Origin of the sequence: Paenibacillus sp. ATY16, assembly GCF_003399985.2 — a bacterium.
Classification (GTDB): Bacteria; Bacillota; Bacilli; order Paenibacillales; family Paenibacillaceae; genus Pristimantibacillus; species Pristimantibacillus glycanilyticus.
In genome coordinates this window covers 220,036-238,343 of sequence record NZ_NMOK02000004.1, presented here as the reverse complement: position 1 = coordinate 238,343, position 18,308 = coordinate 220,036, and the positions used below count along the sequence as shown (strand labels likewise).

The following is an 18,308-nucleotide window of genomic DNA, read 5'->3' as shown; positions in this document are numbered from 1 at the left end:
CTTCTGTTTATTAAGCAAATTCCCAGCAGCTAAGACTCAGATTGCCGTATTGGTAGCTGCGGTGAAGCAGCTTCGCCTGGCGAGTGCCGTCGCCTGCGCCCATGGCCAGCAGGAGCGGAATAAAATGCTCGCTTGTCGGTACCGCTTGCGCCGCATAAGGAGCAAGCGTGCGGTATTGGAACAAGGCGTCCAGATCCCAGGACTCCAAATGCTCCTGCAGCCATTGATCAAAGCCTGCCGCCCAATCGTCAACGCCGTCCGAACGCCAGTTCAAGGCCCGCAGATTATGAACGGTTCCCCCGCTTCCGATGATGAGAACATCCTGCTCCCGAAGCTCGGCAAGCGATTTGCCGATCCGGTACTGCTGCTCGTTCGTCAGGTACCGGTTCACCGATAATGCAATAACCGGAATATCCGCATCCGGATACAAGAGCTTCAGCACCGCCCATGCCCCGTGATCCAAGCCGCGCTCATCGTCCGTTACCGCCTGTATGCCCTGCGATTCAAACAAGGATACGATGCGGTCCGCCAGGGACCGGTCCCCTTTTGCCGGATATGTCATCCGGTACAGCTCATCCTGAAATCCGCCGAATTCGTAAATCGTGCTGTACGTCTTAGATGCGCTGACGGCTTGCACGTTCTCCTCCCAATGGGCCGAGAATAGTACAATGGCCTTCGGCTTTGGATGATTAGCCGCGAAGGTCTTCAATAAATCCGTATAGCTGTTATCCTCCAATACGATGGATGGCGCGCCATGCGCGAAGAAATAAGATGGAAGCATTACTCTTCACTCCTTTTATATATGAATGATCCTTTTGCGTCTTCCTTGATCCATTGCAGGAAATCCCGCTGATTCTCTTCCGTCACGCCATGATCGGACTTATACGTTTTGAACGTAAGCTTAGGCGCAAGCTCCCGGAAATAGGCTTCGTTCTCGTATCCGATGCTGACCGGGAATACCGAATCGTATTCGCCGTGCGAAATAAAGAAGGCTACCTGCTCCACGCTCTGCAGCGCATATTCGTCCTTCACGAAACCGGGCACGTAACCATTCAAAGCTACGATCCCTCTCAGTTGGTTCCCCATCGTAAGCGCCAGCGTCATCGCCAGAATCGCCCCTTGGCTGAAGCCAAGCAGATAACGGCGCTGCGGATCTATCGGATATTGTGCCGTTGCTTCCTTAATAAAAGCTTCCAGCTGCACGGCTGCTTGATCGAATAAGTCACGGACCGGATTGCCGAGGCTTTTGAGCTCATAATATTGATAACCTGCTCCGAGCCGAAGATTACCCCGGATACCGATAATAATGAAGTCGTCCGAAAGGGATTCAACAAGCCCGTACATATTCCGCTCGTTCGAGCCTTTGCCATGAAGCGTAAAAATCGCGGGATACGTTCTGCCCGGCTCCAAATGGGACGGCAGATGAACATCATACTCATAGACCGAATTCATTGAACAACCCTCCGTTTTGCATCAAATATATTAGTAATGCAAATATTTATTTTATATAAGAAATATAACGCCGCAAGGTCTAGCCTGTCAACCGGAAAATTGTTAATATAAATATAAGTTACGTATGACTAATATTTTTGAGGAGTGAGCTGCGTCATGGATATCGGCTCCACCATTCGGGCCATCCGCAAACGGAAGAACATCACGATTGCCCAAATATGCGAAGAAACCGGCTTGTCTCAAGGCTTTATGAGCCAGGTCGAAACGAATAAAACATCCCCGTCGATTGCAACGCTGGAGAGCATCGCGAATGCGCTTAAGGTTCCGCTGGCGTATTTGCTGCTGGACAAAAAGGAAAAGCTGCAGCTCGTCCGCAAGGATGAGCGCCGGATAACGACAAGCGGACCGGACAACCTGAAGGTCTCTCACCTCAGCTCGACTAAGAACGTCCATATGATGATCGTTGAGCTGCCGCCCGGTGCGTCAACCGGAGAGAACCATGCCCACGAAGGCGAAGAGGTCCATGTCGTTATCCAGGGAACGATCTATATCGAGCAAGGCGAGGATGCCGCCGAATTAAGCGCCGGCGACTCCTTCAGCTGGAATGCCTGCACCCCGCATACGGTGAAAAATATCGGGGCGGATACCGCAATCGTCATGATATCGGTCTACACCGAATCCGATCCTTCGAAGGCATTTCAGTAATCGAAAGAAAGGGCGCCCAACGGGCGCCCTTTCTTCCTTCATAACAAAATAAATTATACACATTTGTTCCCGCTTTACGCTCTTTTCTCGACCTAGCCCACTGTGATAAAGTGGAAAAAGGGCCAAATAAAGATCCGTGGAGGGGAAAGATGGACGCATACCGTCCGGCGAGCCTAAACAAACTAACATACATACCTTTTCGTTGAAAAGCGAAGGAAAGGAAGGCACTTATCCATGAATGCTTCTCAAGCTGGTGGATCCAGCTCTGCCCCCGACTTAACGAATATTAAGCGCGGGCCCATTATCGCTACGATTATTATTGGCGCTTTTATCGCCATTCTGAATGAAACGCTGCTAGGCAACGCGCTTCCCGAATTAATGAAAGCCTTTGAAGTTGGCCCTTCAACCATTCAATGGCTAACGACGGCCTATATGCTTGTAGTAGGCGTACTCGTTCCGGTAACGGCATTGCTTCAACAATGGTTTACAACCAGGCAGATGTTTATAGGCGCTATGACCTTGTTTTTCGCAGGCACGGTTATTTCGGCCGTTGCGCCCGAATTCGGCGTTCTGCTTGTAGGACGGATTGTTCAAGCTATCGGAACCGGCTTGATGCTTCCCGTATTGATGAACACGATTATGGTCATTTTCCCGCCTGAAAAACGCGGGGGCGCCATGGGTCTGATCGGGCTTGTCATTATGGCGGCACCGGCCATCGGACCAACCTTGTCCGGCGTTATCATGGACTCGCTCAACTGGCGCTGGCTGTTTATTCTCGTTATTCCTCTTGCGGCTTTGTCGATTATTTTCTCCTTTATGTTCCTGAAGAACGTATCGGATATCACAAAGCCTAAGGTGGATATCCTCTCGATCCTGCTCTCCACGATCGGCTTCGGCGGACTTGTGTACGGCTTCAGCTCGACGGGCGAGAAAGGCTGGTCGGATCCGGTGGTTATCTGGACGATCGCCGTTGGCGCGGTAGCCCTCATTATCTTTATTTTGCGCCAGTTGCGACTGGAGGCTCCGATTCTGGACCTGCGGGCTTTCAAATCGCCGATGTTCTCCATCGTAACGATTCTGCTCTTCGTTCTTATGATGACATTGTTCTCGACGATGACGCTGCTGCCGATGTTCCTGCAAGGAGCATTGCTCATGACGGCATTCACTTCCGGTCTCATTATGCTTCCGGGCAGTATCGTGAACGGCATCATGGCTCCGATTTCCGGCGTATTGTTCGATAAATTCGGCCCCCGCGTTCTTGTTACGCCTGGCCTTATCCTTGTGGCCATCTCGCTGTGGATGTTTACGGGCATTGATGCCGCGGCAAGCAACGGACATATCATCATGATTCATATTATTATGATGGTTGGTATTTCCCTTGTAATGATGCCGGCTCAAACCTCCGGCCTGAACCAGCTGCCGCGTCACCTGTATCCGCATGGCACGGCGATCCTAAACACTCTGCAGCAAGTATCGGGCGCAATCGGTACGGCGCTGTTCATCAGTATTATGAGTAACGGCACCAAAGATTATCTGAAGACCTCCTCCGATCCGGGCTCGCCTGCTGAGCAAGCTCACGGCATGGTCGCAGGCATTCATGACGCCTTTTGGATTGGTCTTATTGTCGCCATCGCTGCGATCGTTATCGGCTTGTTCGTGAAGCGCACCAAGCCGCCGGAAGGCGATCAGCCAGCGGAAGGCGAGAAGCAAGTAAGCATGAGCCATTAATCAACAAAAGCAAAGCGCCCTCCAGAAGATTCTGAAGGGCGCTTGCTGTTTGAGGCTTATTTCAGGAAGCCTTCTTTGAAGATCGAAAGCAGGCTTTCCAGGGTAGTCGGGTCACTGTAAGTCGAAGCTTCCGTGTCGATTTCGATAACGTGGTTATTTTTAACCGCAGGGATGTTCTTCCACGTATCTGTTTTCATAAAGGCATTGTCATTGGCCGTGCTTCGGCTGAGAACGATATAATCGCCGACATAATCAGACAGCGTTTCTTGCGACAGGGTGAAATAACCGGGTCCTTGAGCGTCCTTCGTTACTTTCTCCGGCATTTTCAGACCCATGGCTTGGTACAATACTTCCGTACCGCGCGCCCAATGGTCGCCGAATACGTAGAAGCTCTTTGCGTCCGTCTCGATAACGGATACGGTTGCCTTCTCGCCGATCTTCGCTTTAATCTCGTCGCCAATTGCGGCAGCGCGGGATTTGAAGTCGTCAACCCAAGTTTGCGCTTCTTTTTCTTTGCCGAGTATCTTGCCGATTTCGATCTGCTGATTCAGGTAATCCAACTTACCCCAAGTGAAAGCAACCGTCGGAGCGATTTCGCTCAGCTTGGCAACGTTCTTGCTCTCCGTGCCAACCACGATCAGATCCGGATCCAGCTCAATGATTTTCTCCAGATCTTCATCGGATACGACTTCCACGCCTTTCAGCTTGTCGGTGAAGAGCGGGCTCATGTTGGTCCATTGGTCTACGCCTACGATGTTGGCGCCCATGGAAATCATATTCGGCGCGTAAGCCAGCGCTACGATGCGTTTCGGATTAGCAGGAATTTCAACCGGGCCGCTCTCGGACTGATAGGTTACCGTTTCGGATGCCGGTAGTTCCGCCGCCGCGGATTCTGTTGCCGCAGGTGTTTCCGCAGCTGCTGCGGAACCGTTATTCGCATTGTTCGCGTTATTGGTTTTGTTGCTGCCGCATGCACTAAGAACAACAACAAGTACAAGCAGCATGATTGCAGGAATAAACTTTTTCATGGTTGGGCTCCTTTTATTTTGAATGGCATTAACTACGATAATGATTCTCAATATCACAATGATTAACTATAAATGGTTATTGAAAGTCTGTCAATGAGCGCAAAATAAATTTTAAGTTGAAGAGCGGAGGTTGTTTTTACATGAGCACGGACAATTTGCGTTATCCCATCGGACCTTTCGAAGAAATATGCGACCCAACGGCCGAGCAACGCAGTAACTGGATGAAAGAAATTGAGCGGATGCCGTCGCGGCTTCGGAAAGCGGTGGATAAGTTGTCCGAGGAGCAGCTGGCAATCCCTTACCGCCCCGGCGGCTGGACGATCCGGCAGGTCGTTCACCATCTGGCGGATAACGATATGAATTCCTATATCCGGTTCAAGAAGGCAATGACGGAGGACAATCCGGCCGCTTCCACTTACCGGCAGAACATGTGGGCAGAGCTTACCGACTATGAAGCGCCAATCGAAGCTTCGCTTGTACTGATCGAGGCGCTGCGCAGCCGATTTTCCGTGTTGCTGGAAGGGATGCAGGCATGGGACTTTGCAAGAACCTTTACGAGCCCGACAAACGGACTGATGACGCTGGACACGGCGATACAACGCTTCGAATGGCATGGCCGGCATCATCTTGCCCAGATCAACTCATTAAAAAAGCGTATGGGCTGGTAGCCCATACGCTTAAATGCCTCTTGCGGTTATCTTGCGACACTCTCCAAGACCTGCTTCACCAGACGCTTCGGCGCCGCCAGAAGATAGGCTTCCTGAATAAGCACGGTCAGCTCGTCCCAATTCGGACCCGCTTCCATGTCAACGGATACCCAGCCATGATGGCCGATATACGGCGTCTTGACATAACCGCCCTGCTCTAGCAGCAGGTACTGCTGCTCCTTCGTCGCTTTGATCGACAGGCTCGGCAAGGCGCTGTTATGGCCTTCCCCCATCATGATGAAGGTTTTGCCTCTTACCTTCATCACGTCATGCCCAAACCCGTCAACGATCTGGTCTACCTCCGGCAATGCGGAGCAAATGCCCTGCACCCGCTCCAGCATTGCTTTCCCAAGCTCCGTCTCCATCCCTATCCCTCTCTTCTCCTGTACAGATCGATACTCTTATAGCCTTCTCCTAGAATAACCTTCATCTCGGCTTTCCGTTTGGTTCTGGTCTCCTCTTGCGCGGCACTATATACATAACGGGCCCAGTCCTTGCGGTACCCCGGGGTAAGCGACCGGAAGAACGCCAATATCTCCGGATGATCTAGAAGCTCCTGTTCCACCCGGGACACTAGAGCTTCGTAGTCGGCTACGCTTTGACTCGGTTTCTTGGGGGCTGATGAACCCTTCTTGCGCGCTTCGGACTTGAAGCCTACAACCGTAAAGACGTCATCCAATCCCACCATGCGGGCAAATTTGACCTCGCTGGTTCCGATATAGCCATCCTCCTCGCTCGCACCCAGCCCTTCAAACAGACTGTCCCGGTGAATGTAGGTCGGATATACTTTATTGCCCTTCTTCGGATAGGCGGCATACAAATAACCGCCTTCCTCCAGGTAGTTATTCTCTATAATTTCACTCATCAGCTTCTGCAAAGAGGGCATATCCAGGACAAAGGCAAAGATCAGGTCGTAACGTCTGCCCGCCTGCAGCTCTGTTTCGTACCGCTCCAGGCCGGTCAGAGCATCGCTGCCCTCCGGCTGATGCAAAACCGCCGTATTTTTATACTTATGTAAATTCAACTTCTCCACGATCGTCTTGCTCATGGATGACCTCCGATTCTTTTACATGCGCATAAGGCGCTTTGTCTCCTACGAGGCCGAGTTGAATGCCATGCTCCAGATAAGCCTTGGCTCCGCACAATACAATCGTGAAACCTTCCGTCGAGCCAATCGCCCGCTGCGCGATTTCCTCTGCCTCTCCCTGGAAGCCGGAGTCGGTCACGGTCACGAAGGTTTCCGTTTCGGATAAGGCGTCAAACGTCCATTCGGCTCTAGTTCCCCAGTCGATAACAATTCGTTTATTCGTCTCAAGCTCCAGTACGCGGACAGGTGCCGACGCTCCGTACATCTCCCAGAACCACTCCACCTGACTGCCCGCTTCCAGCTTTCCGCTGCCTCTCGTAAACCAGAACTTCGTTGTAATAGCCGGATCGATAAAAGCCTCGTACACTTCGCTCACCGGACGCCTGATCATCATTTCCGCTTTAGCTGCTATTGTTGTCACCGCTAAACCTCCTCATGTCGTTTGCTACTTCCTTATTTCTATATTGGCTGGCATTCAACCTGCTAAACCTGCTGCAATCCCTCGTTAGGGGAATGGCTTCTTATCTTATTTCTCCAGTCTCTTATACACGGCCTTTATAAACCCGCCGAACACCTCGTGGCTGTAGGTAAAGCCTTGCTTCAGGTAATAACGAAGCGCATCCTCGTTCCCATTCGATACGTAAATGAACAGCAGATCCACGTCCGGGAAGCTTTCCAGCCATTCCATCGACGACTCGAACAGCTTCTTGCCAAGCCCCATGCTCCGGTAGCCGTCACGCAAATACAAATTGCTGAGGAAGCCAATCTTCTTCGGAAGCTCTACCCAATCCGGGTAAAAGCCCTTGCTGTCAGCCGAGTCCCGATTGGGAGCCCAGGCGGGGAGCTTGTCATCCCCGGGTTCAAGATCCTCTACCGTCGAGAACGCGTAGCCAACCGGCACGCCTTCATCCCTCGCGATAAGGACATGGGTACGAAGCGCACCGTCATAGCTTCTTCGCATCCTTGTATCAAAGTTCATCCGGTCGAACACCTCCGGGGCCATAACAGCCCGGGACTGCTGAAAAGCCATCAGCTCGTTGCACAGCTCCCGGCAAGGCTCAATGTTGCCGTCCTTTACAACCTCTATCGTTATATTCGTCATGTCTGCCTCCTGCATGCCATCTCTTCCTCTTGTATAACTAAAATAGCGTGAACGGCTATCCCAATGCAATCGGCGATTAGACACAAAAAAAAGAGCCTCTGCCAAGAGACTCTTCCTCCATGTTCTATTCAAACAGCTTGCCCAGCGCATCCAGCATTTCGCCCGTGCCATGCTCGCGAATTTCCGGCGTGTCATGCCCGTCGAAAAAGGCGCCTTGCTCGGTGAAGACCAGCTTGGTTCCGCCGTCCACGGGGAACAATTCGATTGTGGTCGTCGAGACGGACATCCGCGTATCATTCATATCCAGCGTGTACGTATAGACAATACGCTCGGCAGGCACAATCTCCTGATAGACCGCGTCAAAGGTAAAGACCGGTCCCTCCGGCGGCCCGCCGCTGCTGTACTCGCGCCCGCCTACCCGGAATTCGAACTGATCCGGCTTCGAGAACCACTTGCCCTTTACCTCCGGATCGGCAAAAGCCTCGAATACCCGCTCCGCGCCAGTCTTGTAAGTACGTTCAACAACAAAGGTTGCATGCTTAACAAATCTTTCGCTCATCGTGAATGATCCTCCTTAAATGAATTGCGAAGCCATTCATGCTTCGTAAGCGTAAACTTAATGAATTGCGAAGCCATTCATGCTTCGTAAGCGTAGTCCCTTCGATTACGGCTCGTCTTCCCCCTGCTCAAGCAGGCTGCCCAGCTTATCCAAGTGCTGCTCCCAGCTGGCTCGCCGCTCAAGCACGGGCTTCTCGAATTCCATCTTCATCGCCTGCAGAAGACCCGTAAAGTCATCCACGGTCAAGCCCTTCTTGCCGATGAGCAGCTTGGAGGCATGCTCCAGCTGTTCAAGCAGCTTCTGCTGCCGCCTTATCTGCTCTTTGATCCGCTGCTTCTGCAGCGTCACCATCTCCAGCGGACTGATCTGCTTGGCCGATAAGGTCTCCTTAATCTCATCCAGCGACAAGCCCAGCTCCTTGAGCGTCAGAATCTGATGCAGACGGGTCAGATCGGACTCGTCGTACAGCCGGTGACCGGAATCAGTCTGTCCCGACGGCGAGAATAAGCCGATCTGATCGTAGAAGCGTAACGTTCTGACCGTCAGCCCCGTCATTCTGGCGAGGTCTCCAACTTTCCAAAGATTGTTCATGATCAACCCTTTCGTTGACGCTAGCTTCATACCGGTAACTCTATTGTAAAACATGACGTTACGTAAGGTGCAACCCCCAAGCCGATTTTACATTAGAAATATATTTGGTGCGGATAAAGAGGAAATATACAAGCTGAATAACAACGAATGATCCAAGCACCGTCAGCGACGGCTTCATCATATTGTACTCGAACATATTTTGCATCGCCGTCAGGGCAACCGCGCCGTGAATGACGGCCACTAAAATCGGGGCGAAGAACAGAATCATCAGCTGCTTCGTTAGAATCGCCGACAGCTCGCGGTCCGTAAGCCCAATCTTGTGGATGGCCTGGAACTTCCGTTTATCTTCGCCAAGGTCGGTATACAGGCGGAAATACAAGAAGCTGCCCGCTCCCACGAAAAATACGATGCCGATAAAAAATCCGACGAACAGGACAACGCCAAAAATCTGATCCTGCTGGTACAGCGCGTAATCCACGCCCATAAACCAGTTATCGGTTTTGCCAAGCTTGCCGTCAATCTCTTCTCCCGCCTTTTTCAGCGCTTCATGCGAGCCCGCAACGTCAAAGGCATATTGGTAAATGACGCTCTCCGACTTTTTCATCTGCTCAAACCGTTCGTCGGGCACCACGTAATAGTCGGGTCCTGCCTGAATAGCCGGCGTATCAATCGTCTGCACGGGCTTTAGCATAAGCCCCGCTTCCTTCAGCGTAACCGGCGTCAACTCCGGCTGCGGTGTTCCCATCATCGTGCCGTTGTAGTGGACAATAGCCGCTTCATCGCCTTGTACATCCGCCTTCGTCCCCTTGGCTGCCGTTACGAGCACGTTAAAGGCGGATTGCGGTACGACGGAAATTCGCTTGCCGTCCTTTGTCTCCACATTTTTAATGGTGAGCGCATAGGATTGATGGGACAGCCCCGCATCCTTCAGCGTCTGTTCAATCATCGCAACGTCCTGCTCGGAAGGCCTGTCGTACGCGGTGTACTTCATGGCGAACGGATTATCGCTGCGAATGACATCCGTATACATCGATTTGAAGCCGAACAACGAGCCAATCGCGGAGAATGCCACCGTCGACAGAATCGCCACCATAAAGAACGTTCTGGCGTTATCCTTCATCCGGTAGGCAAGATCCGATAACAGGACGATGTTTGTTTTCCGCCAGAAAATCGAACGGCTCCTGCGGCCTTTATGAACGGCATACACGCTCAGCTGGGTGAACAGGAAATACGTACCGATAATAACGACAACCGTCACCGGAATCATTGCGTAAAAGACGACCATCCCCTTGGCCGCCAGCGCTGCGGCATAACCGCCAACAATCAAGAGCAGCGCAATCCAGGACAGCAGCGCGGATGCCTTCGGCTCCGGCTTCGGCTTGTTCGAACCCTTCAGCAGATCAATAAGCGAGTTGTTCCGAAGCACGGTCACCGTAAATAACGAGATAAGCAGGAACAGCGCCATAAAAGCCGCCCCGGTCAGCACAATCGCCTTCGTTGGAAAATAAAACGGCAGCGCCGCATCAAGGCTAAGCAGCTGCTTGGCTGACATAAGGATGAGTTGGGCGAAGCCAAAACCGATTACAATACCCGCCACCGTCGCGCCAAAGCCGATCACGATATTTTCCATAAACACAAGGCTGCGCAGCTGCATACTCGTCATCCCGTGCATGATGAGGATGCCGAACTCCTTTTTGCGCGTCTTCAGGAATGATCCCATCGAGTAGAGCACGAAGAAAAACGAGAATACGTAAATGACCGATTCCGCGAAATGCATAGCAGTAGACACGTTAATGTGAATCGCGCCATCGGCGAGTCCCGGATGAAAAGCAAATATTGAATAGACGAAAAACACCATAACCGAAAACGCGCTGCTTAGAAAATACCCCGCGTAAATCCTCCGGTTGCGGATCACGTTATGGAAAGCGAACCGTCGCAAGCTCATAAATAAGCCCTCCCTGTTGATTTGATCTCATCGTAACAAAGGAGGGAATCAGGCTGCTATCGATTAACCTTACGTTTCCTTACATTATTGAAAGGTTCAGCTTGTACTTCCGGAAGGCGCCGAAATAAAAAATGGTTGCTGCCCTTGAAGGGCAGCAACCATTGGAGCCGATTATTTTGTTTTGAAGCTGAGGAAGCCGTCGTCCACCGGAATGGTTTGACCGTTAATCGCGCTTGCTCCGTCGGAGAACAAGAACGTTACCACGCTTGCCACTTTCTCGGGCTGAATCAGCTGACCGCGCATATGCTGAGCGCCAAGCGCCGATTTCATCGCTTCGTCGTTGCCGAGAATCGGCGTATTGATAAAGCCGGGAGCAACGCCTACAACGCGGATGCCGTATTCGGCGAGCTCGAGCGCGCCGGATTTGGACATCATAACAACAGCAGCTTTAGCGGCATTATAGTTAAAGCTGCCAAGCGCCGCCGCTGTACCGTAGATCGATGCCGTGTTCACGATTGTACCTGTGGCGCCCAGCTCAACCATTTTTTTCGCGCCGTAATACATGCCGTAGTAAACGCTATGCTGGTCAACGTCGATTACGCGGTGATACGATTCCGGATCCATCTCGAGGAAAGGCTTCACAAGGCCAATGCCCGCGTTGTTGAAGATCCCGTTCAACGTGCCGAATGTCTCTACCGCGAAATCAACGAGTGCTTTCACTTCTTCGCCTTTCGATACGTCTACCTTAAAGGCCGCCGCTTTGCCGCCAGCCGCTTCAAGCTCTGCGGCAACCGCATTCGCGCCATCCAGGTTATAGTCCGCAATAACAAGCGATGCGCCTTTTGCAGACAGCTGCAAAGCCGTTTGTTTGCCGATACCGCTTGCGCCGCCAGTAATAATAATAACTTTGCCGTCTAGTTCTGCCATGATAAATATCCCCTTTGCTATGAATTAGTTGTTTGAATGGTAACAGCCGCGATTAGATCAAAATCGATCCGCCGTCGATCACGAATTCTTGTCCGACAATATGAGAGGAGAGGTCGGATACGAGATACATCATCAGGTTGGCGATCTCTTCCGCTTCGGCGTATCGGCCGTCCGGCGTTGTATTCGCCATTTGCTGTCTTGCCGCTTCAGCCGCCTCCTGATTGCCCTTGCCAAAGCCGCTTTCGATCGAACGCATCATTTGCGTATTCACAACACCCGGACATACCGCGTTCACGCGTACGCCGTAAGGAGCCGCTTCAACGCCGGCCGTCTTGGTCATGCCAAGCACCGCATGCTTGCTCGCGCCGTAGGCCACCATGTTAGGCGTTGCCAAAAGCCCTGCTCCGGATGCGGTATTAACGATTGCGCCGCTCTTCTGAGCGATCATTTGCGGAAGCACATGCTTGAGACCAAGAAATACGCCGCGGACGTTAATCGCCATCAGGCGGTCAAACGCTTCGGTTGGATACTCGACCAAAGGAACAATTTTGCCTTCCCAGCCGGCGTTGTTGAGGAAAATATCGATTTTTCCGAACTTCTCGACCGTTTGAGCCACGTAACCCTGAATATCTTCTTCCTTGGTTACGTCTGCTTTTATAAAAACGGCTTCACCGCCGTTTGCCTGGACTTGCTTAACCGTCTCGTTCCCGGCTTCCTCCGACAGGTCAACGACAACAACCTTTGCGCCGTTCCCGGCAAGTGCAAGCGATGCTGCGCGGCCAATACCTCCGCCTGCACCCGTCACGATCGCCACTTTATCCGTATAATCAAACTTTTGCATCCTAAATCACTCCTTAAAAGAAATGCAATACGCTTTTTTTGTTGCAACCTTTACTTCACTTGCTGAAGCTGCTTACAAATCTATCTTAACAGATTACTTTGTCGATTGTCGACAATTTAACCTAAAAAGCTCTTCCATTAACTCCAATTCCCTTTTTTTATTTAATTCCTGCCAGTAGAAATTCATAAATGGCCGTTTGCGCTTTTTCGTATTCGGATGCCAGAATAGAATCAGTAAACCGCTGAAACGGCGCATGAAACTCCTTGATTTTTTGCTCGCTCCATTTCACTTCGACAAAGATGTTCAGAATCAGGCTTGCTTTCTCGTAAAACTTCGCCAGCGCGACGTTACCCGCCACAACCACCACATGCCGCAGCACCCGTTCCGCCTTCATCTCGTATTCCCGTACATTGCCCTGCTCGCAAGCGGCATCCGTATCCGCGGCGTATTGCTTCAGCATTTCCTTATATTCAGGCGTCCATTTCTGCTGCCCGTACATGACGGCAACGCGAAGAAGCTCCGCCATCAACGTATTGTAGTCTTCAATCTCGGCTTGGGTAAAGGGCTTCACAATCGTCCCGCGCCGAGGAAGACGCTCTACAATCCCTTCAACCTGCAGCAAATACAACGCTTCCCGGACAGGCGCCCGGCTTGTATTAAGCTCCTTAGCGATTTCCTCTTCGACGATTTTATCTCCGGCATTCAGCTCTTTGCCGATAATTTTTTTCAAGATATATCTATAGATCTGCTGCGGCAAGGACTCCCCGAACTGCGAATCCGATACTTCGTAAGAATTGAACATAATGGATATCTCCCCGTCTGTCTAATTAAAGCTCCTCTCCTAGTTATCCCAAATTAAGCGGGTAAAATCAATACGCCGTTCGCTCCACCCTGCTGTTCCGCAGCAGATCATCCAGCCGGCCGCAAAGCTTCACCCAGTCGAAATGCTCAGACGCATCCCTTTGCGTGCTTGCGGATGCACCCCGCAGCCGGTCCTCCGCATGGCATATTTCGATCATCCGCTGGGCGAGGCCGGCGCTGTATCCAACCGCATGCAGCGAGCCGTACGCAAGATGCAATTTCATTTGCTTGTTCAAGTCATCCAAGTGGCTGCTTCGGTCCTCCTGCTCCGTGGCAGCGTCCCGGCAGCATGCAATATCCGAAGCGAGCAAATAACAGCCGTGTATTTTGGCTTCCGCAAGTACATGGGCATAAGCCTCAACATTTGACGGCAGGGCGAAAATTTTGGATTTCCGGTACCATTGATGCAAAGTCTCCTTATCCTGTACGAAACCCGTCAGAATCATCCGGTCCGCAAGCCACGGATAATTCGCCATATACGAATAAAGATACGGCTGAAAGGAATCCTCGACTTTGCCTACCAGCACAAGTTTCCAGCTTGCCGGAATATAAGGCTCCGCCATCCGGAAGGCTTCCAGCAGCACATGCGTTGCCTTTTCCGGTATGCCAAGCCTCCCGACGGTCAGGATATAATCCTCCTTCTCCTCGAACGCTACGGGCAGCTCCGGCTCCTTGCCGAAGAAGTAATAGCCGTTAGGGATGCGATGCACCAGCACCGACCATTTATCCGAAATGTAAGGAGCAAGCGTCTCGCTGCTGATCACGTCGCAATGACTCAGAAAACGTCGGAATTCATCCGTCATTGGCGTTTTGTTCACCCATATGATGTTGGCATCCAGCTTCAAATAAATCGTGCCGGAAGGGTTTAGTTCCTTATATTTCGCCGCCGCTTCGTAGTAAAACGGATAAAAACCAAAAAGGTATAAAACGTCGATTTTTGTCGCATTACATCCTATATACCGAACCAGATCATCACTGCAATCACGCAAGTTCGCCCCGAAAATCGTATCCATCGCCCGGTCCGGACGGTAAGGAAATGACGGCTCGATATATTCGAGCTCTATCTCCTCCTCGAAGCTGGAAAATGACGGCCATAAAGGCTCCCCGCCGCTTGGAAGGTAGGTGACATAGACCGCCTTATAGCCTCTGTATTTCTGCATCAGGTAAGGAAGATGCCGATATCCTTCGTCAGCAGCGAATCTGTCAGGCATGGCGCCAGCAAATAAAAGCTTTTCCGTTCTTGCATATTTGCACCCCGATACCCCCGTCTTATAATCGGTTAAATATATGTTAATAATTCCGCCTCTAAAACCTGGTCCGAAGCATATGAACACAGGCCGAAATCAAAGGAAACACGGCAGATTTCGGTCAAAAACGAAGAGGCACCCGGTGGGCGCCCCTTATAATCGTTATTGTGCGGTTGTTGTTGCTGCGGGAGCATCCTGAGGGGCTGTGCCGCCCGGTGCTGTGCCGTCCTGCGGCATTTGACCGCCCATGCCCCGGCCTCCGCCGCCGCCCATGCCTCCATGACCGCCGCGTCCGCCGCCCATACCGCCGCCAAATCCGCTTTGAGCCTCCGTAACGCCTGATTCATTGACCCACGTGATGAGGGAGGAAGCCGTGAAGGATACGACTTTTGTTCCGCCGCTGTATTCACCGTCCGCGTAAAGACCATTGGTTGGCGTACCCGTCGACTTGCCGCCCGAGTAGATGGTGTAGGAAGCATCTTTAGCCAGATCCGGCGTACTGATGTAGACCGCCTGATAGTTTTTCGTTGGTGCATAAGTAGCAATCGTTTTGCCCGACTCGTCTTCCAGGTGAACTAGCGTACCCGCTTGCTGAGTCTGAGGGAACAGCATCAGAATGCCGGCTTGCGTCGAGCTGTCCGATGCTGCCTGCACCATGCCGGAGCTGCCCGCCGCAACAAGCGTGCCTCCTGTCATGTTGAAGGTGCCGTCATAGTCCAGCGCGCCGTTGTTGTTCTCGGTCGGCCCGTTCACCATAACGGTGCCGCCCGTCATGACAATCGAACCATTTGCGTCAAGACCATCGCCGTTCGCGTCCACATACAGGCTGCCGCCGCTGATGGTGAGAAGGCCTTCCGAAGCCCCGCTTGCCTGTTGACCGCCGCCTGGAGCTGCGCCTTCGCCGCCGGAGCTGTCCGCGCCCGTTGCCGCATTTACGCCATCGTCGCTCGCCGCCAGCTTGATGTCGCCGCCGGCAATGGTAATATCGGTTGCTTCGAGGCCCTCGTAGCTCTTCGTAATATCGATGCTTCCGCCGGCAATCTCTAAAGCCGTCTCGGCATGGATGCCGTCATCGCCGGCTGCTATGGTCAAATCTCCTTCGGAGATGGACAAACCGCCCGTGCTGTGCAAGCCATCCTTGCCGGACTGGATGTTATACGTGCCGCCCTGCAGGACAATGATTCCTTCTTCGCCTTCCGTATCATTTGTTGTCTTGATACCGTGGCCGGCTGCATCCAGCGTGAAGTCTCCATCCTTCACCGCCACAAGGTCGCGTCCCATTACGGCATCGTCCGCCGCTTGAATGTCAAACGTTCCTCCGGTAATTTTCAGCTTATCCTTGCTCGCAATCCCGTTGTTGTAGTTGCCTTGCACGGTCAGCTTGCCCGTGCCGTTAATCGTCATATCGTCCTTGCTGAAGATAGCCGCATTAGGCTCATCCGTTTCCGAATCAGGGAAGACATAGTCCGTTCCGTCGGATACGACATTATTGGTGCCTTCCGGCAGGGACAGGATCAGCTTGCCCGCTTCCTCCACATAAATCGGGGCGCTCTTGCTGTAATGGATCTCCGCTCCGTTCAGGACCAGACGAACTACGCCTTTATCCGCTACATTCACGACAATCTGGCCTTCGTCCAGCTTGCCGCTGGCTACATAGGTTCCTGCAGCCGTAATCGTAATGATGCCATCCTTCGCTTCCGCGCCGGAGCCATCAATGGTAGCGCTTGTTCCGCTCAAAGTGATGTTTGTAGCATCCGTCGCGCTCCAATCGGTATACGCATCATCCTCGTCATATTCAACGGCGTCATCTAATTGATAGGTTGCCGTCTGGACGGCAGCCGCCGCTTCGCTAGTATTGGCTGAACCCGTGCTGCCCGTCGTATTGGCTCCCGCGTTCGTCTGGCTATTGCATGCCGACAAGGCCGCCGCGCATAATAAAATGAAAGCCAATTTGCCTAATCTCTTGTTATTGTTCATCGTATCTCTTCCTCTCTAGGTAAATGGATGGGTCTAAGCTTCTGCTCCCGTTGGAGCCATCGTTAAGGAAATATCGAGGTTGCCGTTCCGGCAGCGGATGGCGTCCAGCAGCTCCTTCTGATTCAGGGAAGGCTCCAGCGTGACGGCATAGACAAGCTCGTACAAGCTGCCAAGCTCGGTTGTTCTTACTTTTTTCAGCTCGTATTGCACGTTGTAGATGTTGAAGACTTCGGCAAAAGCTTCTTCATAGCTCAGATTTTCCGGAATCGTTACCTTAAGCAGCTTCTGCGCGGAAGACTTCGAGCCGAACTTCACGGCTTTCAGCAGGAACATCAGGAGACACAGCACAATCGTGAACAGCACCGCGTAGCCGTAAGCCCCAACGCCGCAGGCAAGACCGGAAGCCATCGTAAACAGGACAAAAGCGATATCCTTCGGATCGCCGGGCGCGCTTCGGAACCTGATAATGGAGAAGGCGCCAGCCAAGCTGAACGCGCGGGCGATATTGCTGCCAATCAGCAGGATAATAATCGCAACAATGGTCGGCAGGACGATCATCGTTAGGGCAAAGTTCTGGGTGTAAACGGACTGTGTTTTCATATAGGTAAAGCTGATCATCGCGCCAAGCGCAAAGGATAATAACAGCGTCAACATCGCTTGGCCGAAGGTTAGCTCGGTCACGGATGCCGTTGTGGAGAAGAGAGAATCGATCATAATAAAAGGCGCTCCTTTATTCGTTCTTCGTGTCGGATATTCATTCGGTATTCGTTGCCGTATTTCGAAAAGCCCGTCCGGAACATGCCAAGCTCGGACAGCAGCTGGGCGAGCCAGACCGGCACGGTCTTCTCGGCTTTTACTTCCATCAGCCATTGGTCCTTAGCCATCAGCAATTCTCCGTGATCGCCGGCTTCCAGCTTCAGATCGTAACGTCTAGAGCGGATATTCGTATCGAAGGTGATCCGCAGATCCCGGTTGTTTTTGCAAAACATCGCAATCCGGTCGTAAGCCAGGTACACCTTGGGCTGCAGCTCATACCGCCCGAGAAAATATTTGATCTCCTGAATCACCTGCTTGTTCATATAAGGCTTCGGTTCGGGCTCAACTCCCGTGCGGACGAATTCATACGCCTCATCCAGCGTTAATCCCGTTCTACGCTTGTTCACCAGGCCGCACACTTTTTTCTTCAGCTCTAAGTACACCTTGGCATCCGGCTTCGGAACCCCGTAAGCCCTCAGTCTGAGCTTTTCCCTGTACTTCGGCTTCGCCAGACTGTTGCGGATAATGGAATGCTGGTCGGTATCGAAATACAGATTGCTTATGGAGTAGAATTGATCGTTCTTGTTGTATTCGTCGAGCTCCATATAATCAAGCAGCCGGTTATAAATCTCGTGAAAGGACTGGCTGTCCATTAAATACTTGCTTTCGTAACGGTTAAACACCTCAATAGCCATAGGTTCAGGCTCCTTTCCGTTTTGGCATGCCGCCTGTTCATGTCTGTATCTTAGAAGGGCAACCTTTAATGAATCTTAAATGTTTGTAAATGTAAATACG

The 18,308-nt window shown here is 52.0% G+C and carries 20 protein-coding genes; 3 read left to right on the top strand and 17 right to left on the bottom strand.

Translation table 11 applies throughout. The features are described from left to right. Positions 1-10: 10 nt before the first annotated feature. Together CFI03_RS04130 and CFI03_RS04125 are read right to left on the bottom strand one after the other, a co-directional pair. Positions 11-781 (bottom strand): DODA-type extradiol aromatic ring-opening family dioxygenase, encoded by a 771-nt coding sequence (locus CFI03_RS04130; RefSeq protein WP_248756537.1) that lies wholly within the window; start codon positions 779-781, stop codon positions 11-13. Continuing rightward, positions 781-1,452, bottom strand: coding sequence for an alpha/beta hydrolase (locus tag CFI03_RS04125; protein WP_248756536.1), 672 nt, complete (start codon positions 1,450-1,452; stop codon positions 781-783). Before CFI03_RS04125 ends, CFI03_RS04130 begins: the two co-directional genes overlap by 1 nt. A gap of 156 nt (positions 1,453-1,608) precedes the next feature. Between CFI03_RS04125 and CFI03_RS04120 the strand changes: the two genes are divergently transcribed. Next, positions 1,609-2,157 (top strand): helix-turn-helix domain-containing protein, encoded by a 549-nt coding sequence (locus CFI03_RS04120; RefSeq protein WP_248756535.1) that lies wholly within the window; start codon positions 1,609-1,611, stop codon positions 2,155-2,157. Between the two features lie 234 nt (positions 2,158-2,391). Next, positions 2,392-3,885 (top strand): DHA2 family efflux MFS transporter permease subunit, encoded by a 1,494-nt coding sequence (locus tag CFI03_RS04115; protein ID WP_248756534.1) that lies wholly within the window; start codon positions 2,392-2,394, stop codon positions 3,883-3,885. Positions 3,886-3,941: 56 nt separating this feature from the next. Here the strand turns inward: CFI03_RS04115 and CFI03_RS04110 are convergent, their stop codons facing one another. After that, positions 3,942-4,913, bottom strand: coding sequence for an iron-hydroxamate ABC transporter substrate-binding protein (locus CFI03_RS04110; RefSeq protein WP_248756533.1), 972 nt, complete (start codon positions 4,911-4,913; stop codon positions 3,942-3,944). Between the two features lie 140 nt (positions 4,914-5,053). On the opposite strand from CFI03_RS04110, the gene CFI03_RS04105 reads away from it, so the two are divergent. Next, a complete protein-coding gene (locus CFI03_RS04105) occupies positions 5,054-5,581 on the top strand; it encodes a YfiT family bacillithiol transferase (RefSeq protein ID WP_248756532.1) in 528 nt (175 codons plus the stop codon). Between the two features lie 26 nt (positions 5,582-5,607). On the opposite strand, the gene CFI03_RS04100 is transcribed toward CFI03_RS04105, so the two are convergent. The 14 genes from CFI03_RS04100 to CFI03_RS04035 all read right to left on the bottom strand — a co-directional run bounded on the left by CFI03_RS04100 (position 5,608) and on the right by CFI03_RS04035 (position 18,208). Further along, entirely contained in the window at positions 5,608-5,985 is a 378-nt protein-coding gene (locus CFI03_RS04100; protein WP_248756531.1) for an MmcQ/YjbR family DNA-binding protein, read from the bottom strand. A gap of 2 nt (positions 5,986-5,987) precedes the next feature. After that, positions 5,988-6,668, bottom strand: a complete 681-nt coding sequence (locus tag CFI03_RS04095; protein WP_248756530.1) for a YdeI/OmpD-associated family protein — start codon at positions 6,666-6,668, stop codon at positions 5,988-5,990. Beyond that, positions 6,631-7,101: an SRPBCC family protein gene (locus CFI03_RS04090; RefSeq protein ID WP_248756742.1), complete on the bottom strand. Its 471-nt coding sequence runs from the start codon at positions 7,099-7,101 to the stop codon at positions 6,631-6,633. The genes CFI03_RS04095 and CFI03_RS04090 overlap by 38 nt, the downstream gene beginning before the upstream one ends. 132 nt (positions 7,102-7,233) lie before the next feature. After that, complete coding sequence (locus CFI03_RS04085) at positions 7,234-7,809, bottom strand: GNAT family N-acetyltransferase (protein WP_248756529.1); 576 nt, start codon at positions 7,807-7,809, stop codon at positions 7,234-7,236. A gap of 124 nt (positions 7,810-7,933) precedes the next feature. Beyond that, positions 7,934-8,368: an SRPBCC family protein gene (locus CFI03_RS04080; RefSeq protein ID WP_248756528.1), complete on the bottom strand. Its 435-nt coding sequence runs from the start codon at positions 8,366-8,368 to the stop codon at positions 7,934-7,936. A 105-nt stretch (positions 8,369-8,473) separates the two neighbouring features. Beyond that, the gene (locus tag CFI03_RS04075; protein WP_248756527.1) at positions 8,474-8,959 is read right to left on the bottom strand and encodes a MerR family transcriptional regulator; all 486 of its coding nucleotides are present in this window, start codon (positions 8,957-8,959) and stop codon (positions 8,474-8,476) included. 58 nt (positions 8,960-9,017) lie between these two features. Further along, the gene (locus CFI03_RS04070; RefSeq protein ID WP_248756526.1) at positions 9,018-10,904 is read right to left on the bottom strand and encodes an FtsX-like permease family protein; all 1,887 of its coding nucleotides are present in this window, start codon (positions 10,902-10,904) and stop codon (positions 9,018-9,020) included. A 171-nt stretch (positions 10,905-11,075) separates the two neighbouring features. Then, positions 11,076-11,831, bottom strand: a complete 756-nt coding sequence (locus tag CFI03_RS04065) for an SDR family NAD(P)-dependent oxidoreductase (RefSeq protein ID WP_248756525.1) — start codon at positions 11,829-11,831, stop codon at positions 11,076-11,078. A gap of 52 nt (positions 11,832-11,883) precedes the next feature. Further along, positions 11,884-12,672, bottom strand: a complete 789-nt coding sequence (locus CFI03_RS04060; protein WP_248756524.1) for an SDR family NAD(P)-dependent oxidoreductase — start codon at positions 12,670-12,672, stop codon at positions 11,884-11,886. A 157-nt stretch (positions 12,673-12,829) separates the two neighbouring features. Then, the gene (locus CFI03_RS04055; RefSeq protein ID WP_248756523.1) at positions 12,830-13,474 is read right to left on the bottom strand and encodes a GntR family transcriptional regulator; all 645 of its coding nucleotides are present in this window, start codon (positions 13,472-13,474) and stop codon (positions 12,830-12,832) included. A gap of 67 nt (positions 13,475-13,541) precedes the next feature. Then, complete coding sequence (locus CFI03_RS04050; RefSeq protein WP_248756522.1) at positions 13,542-14,744, bottom strand: glycosyltransferase family 4 protein; 1,203 nt, start codon at positions 14,742-14,744, stop codon at positions 13,542-13,544. Positions 14,745-14,942: 198 nt separating this feature from the next. After that, positions 14,943-16,757: a carbohydrate-binding domain-containing protein gene (locus CFI03_RS04045; RefSeq protein WP_248756521.1), complete on the bottom strand. Its 1,815-nt coding sequence runs from the start codon at positions 16,755-16,757 to the stop codon at positions 14,943-14,945. A gap of 33 nt (positions 16,758-16,790) precedes the next feature. Further along, the gene (locus tag CFI03_RS04040; protein ID WP_201002874.1) at positions 16,791-17,471 is read right to left on the bottom strand and encodes a DUF4956 domain-containing protein; all 681 of its coding nucleotides are present in this window, start codon (positions 17,469-17,471) and stop codon (positions 16,791-16,793) included. Beyond that, positions 17,468-18,208, bottom strand: coding sequence for a polyphosphate polymerase domain-containing protein (locus tag CFI03_RS04035; protein ID WP_248756520.1), 741 nt, complete (start codon positions 18,206-18,208; stop codon positions 17,468-17,470). Before CFI03_RS04035 ends, CFI03_RS04040 begins: the two co-directional genes overlap by 4 nt. Positions 18,209-18,308 lie beyond the last annotated feature (100 nt).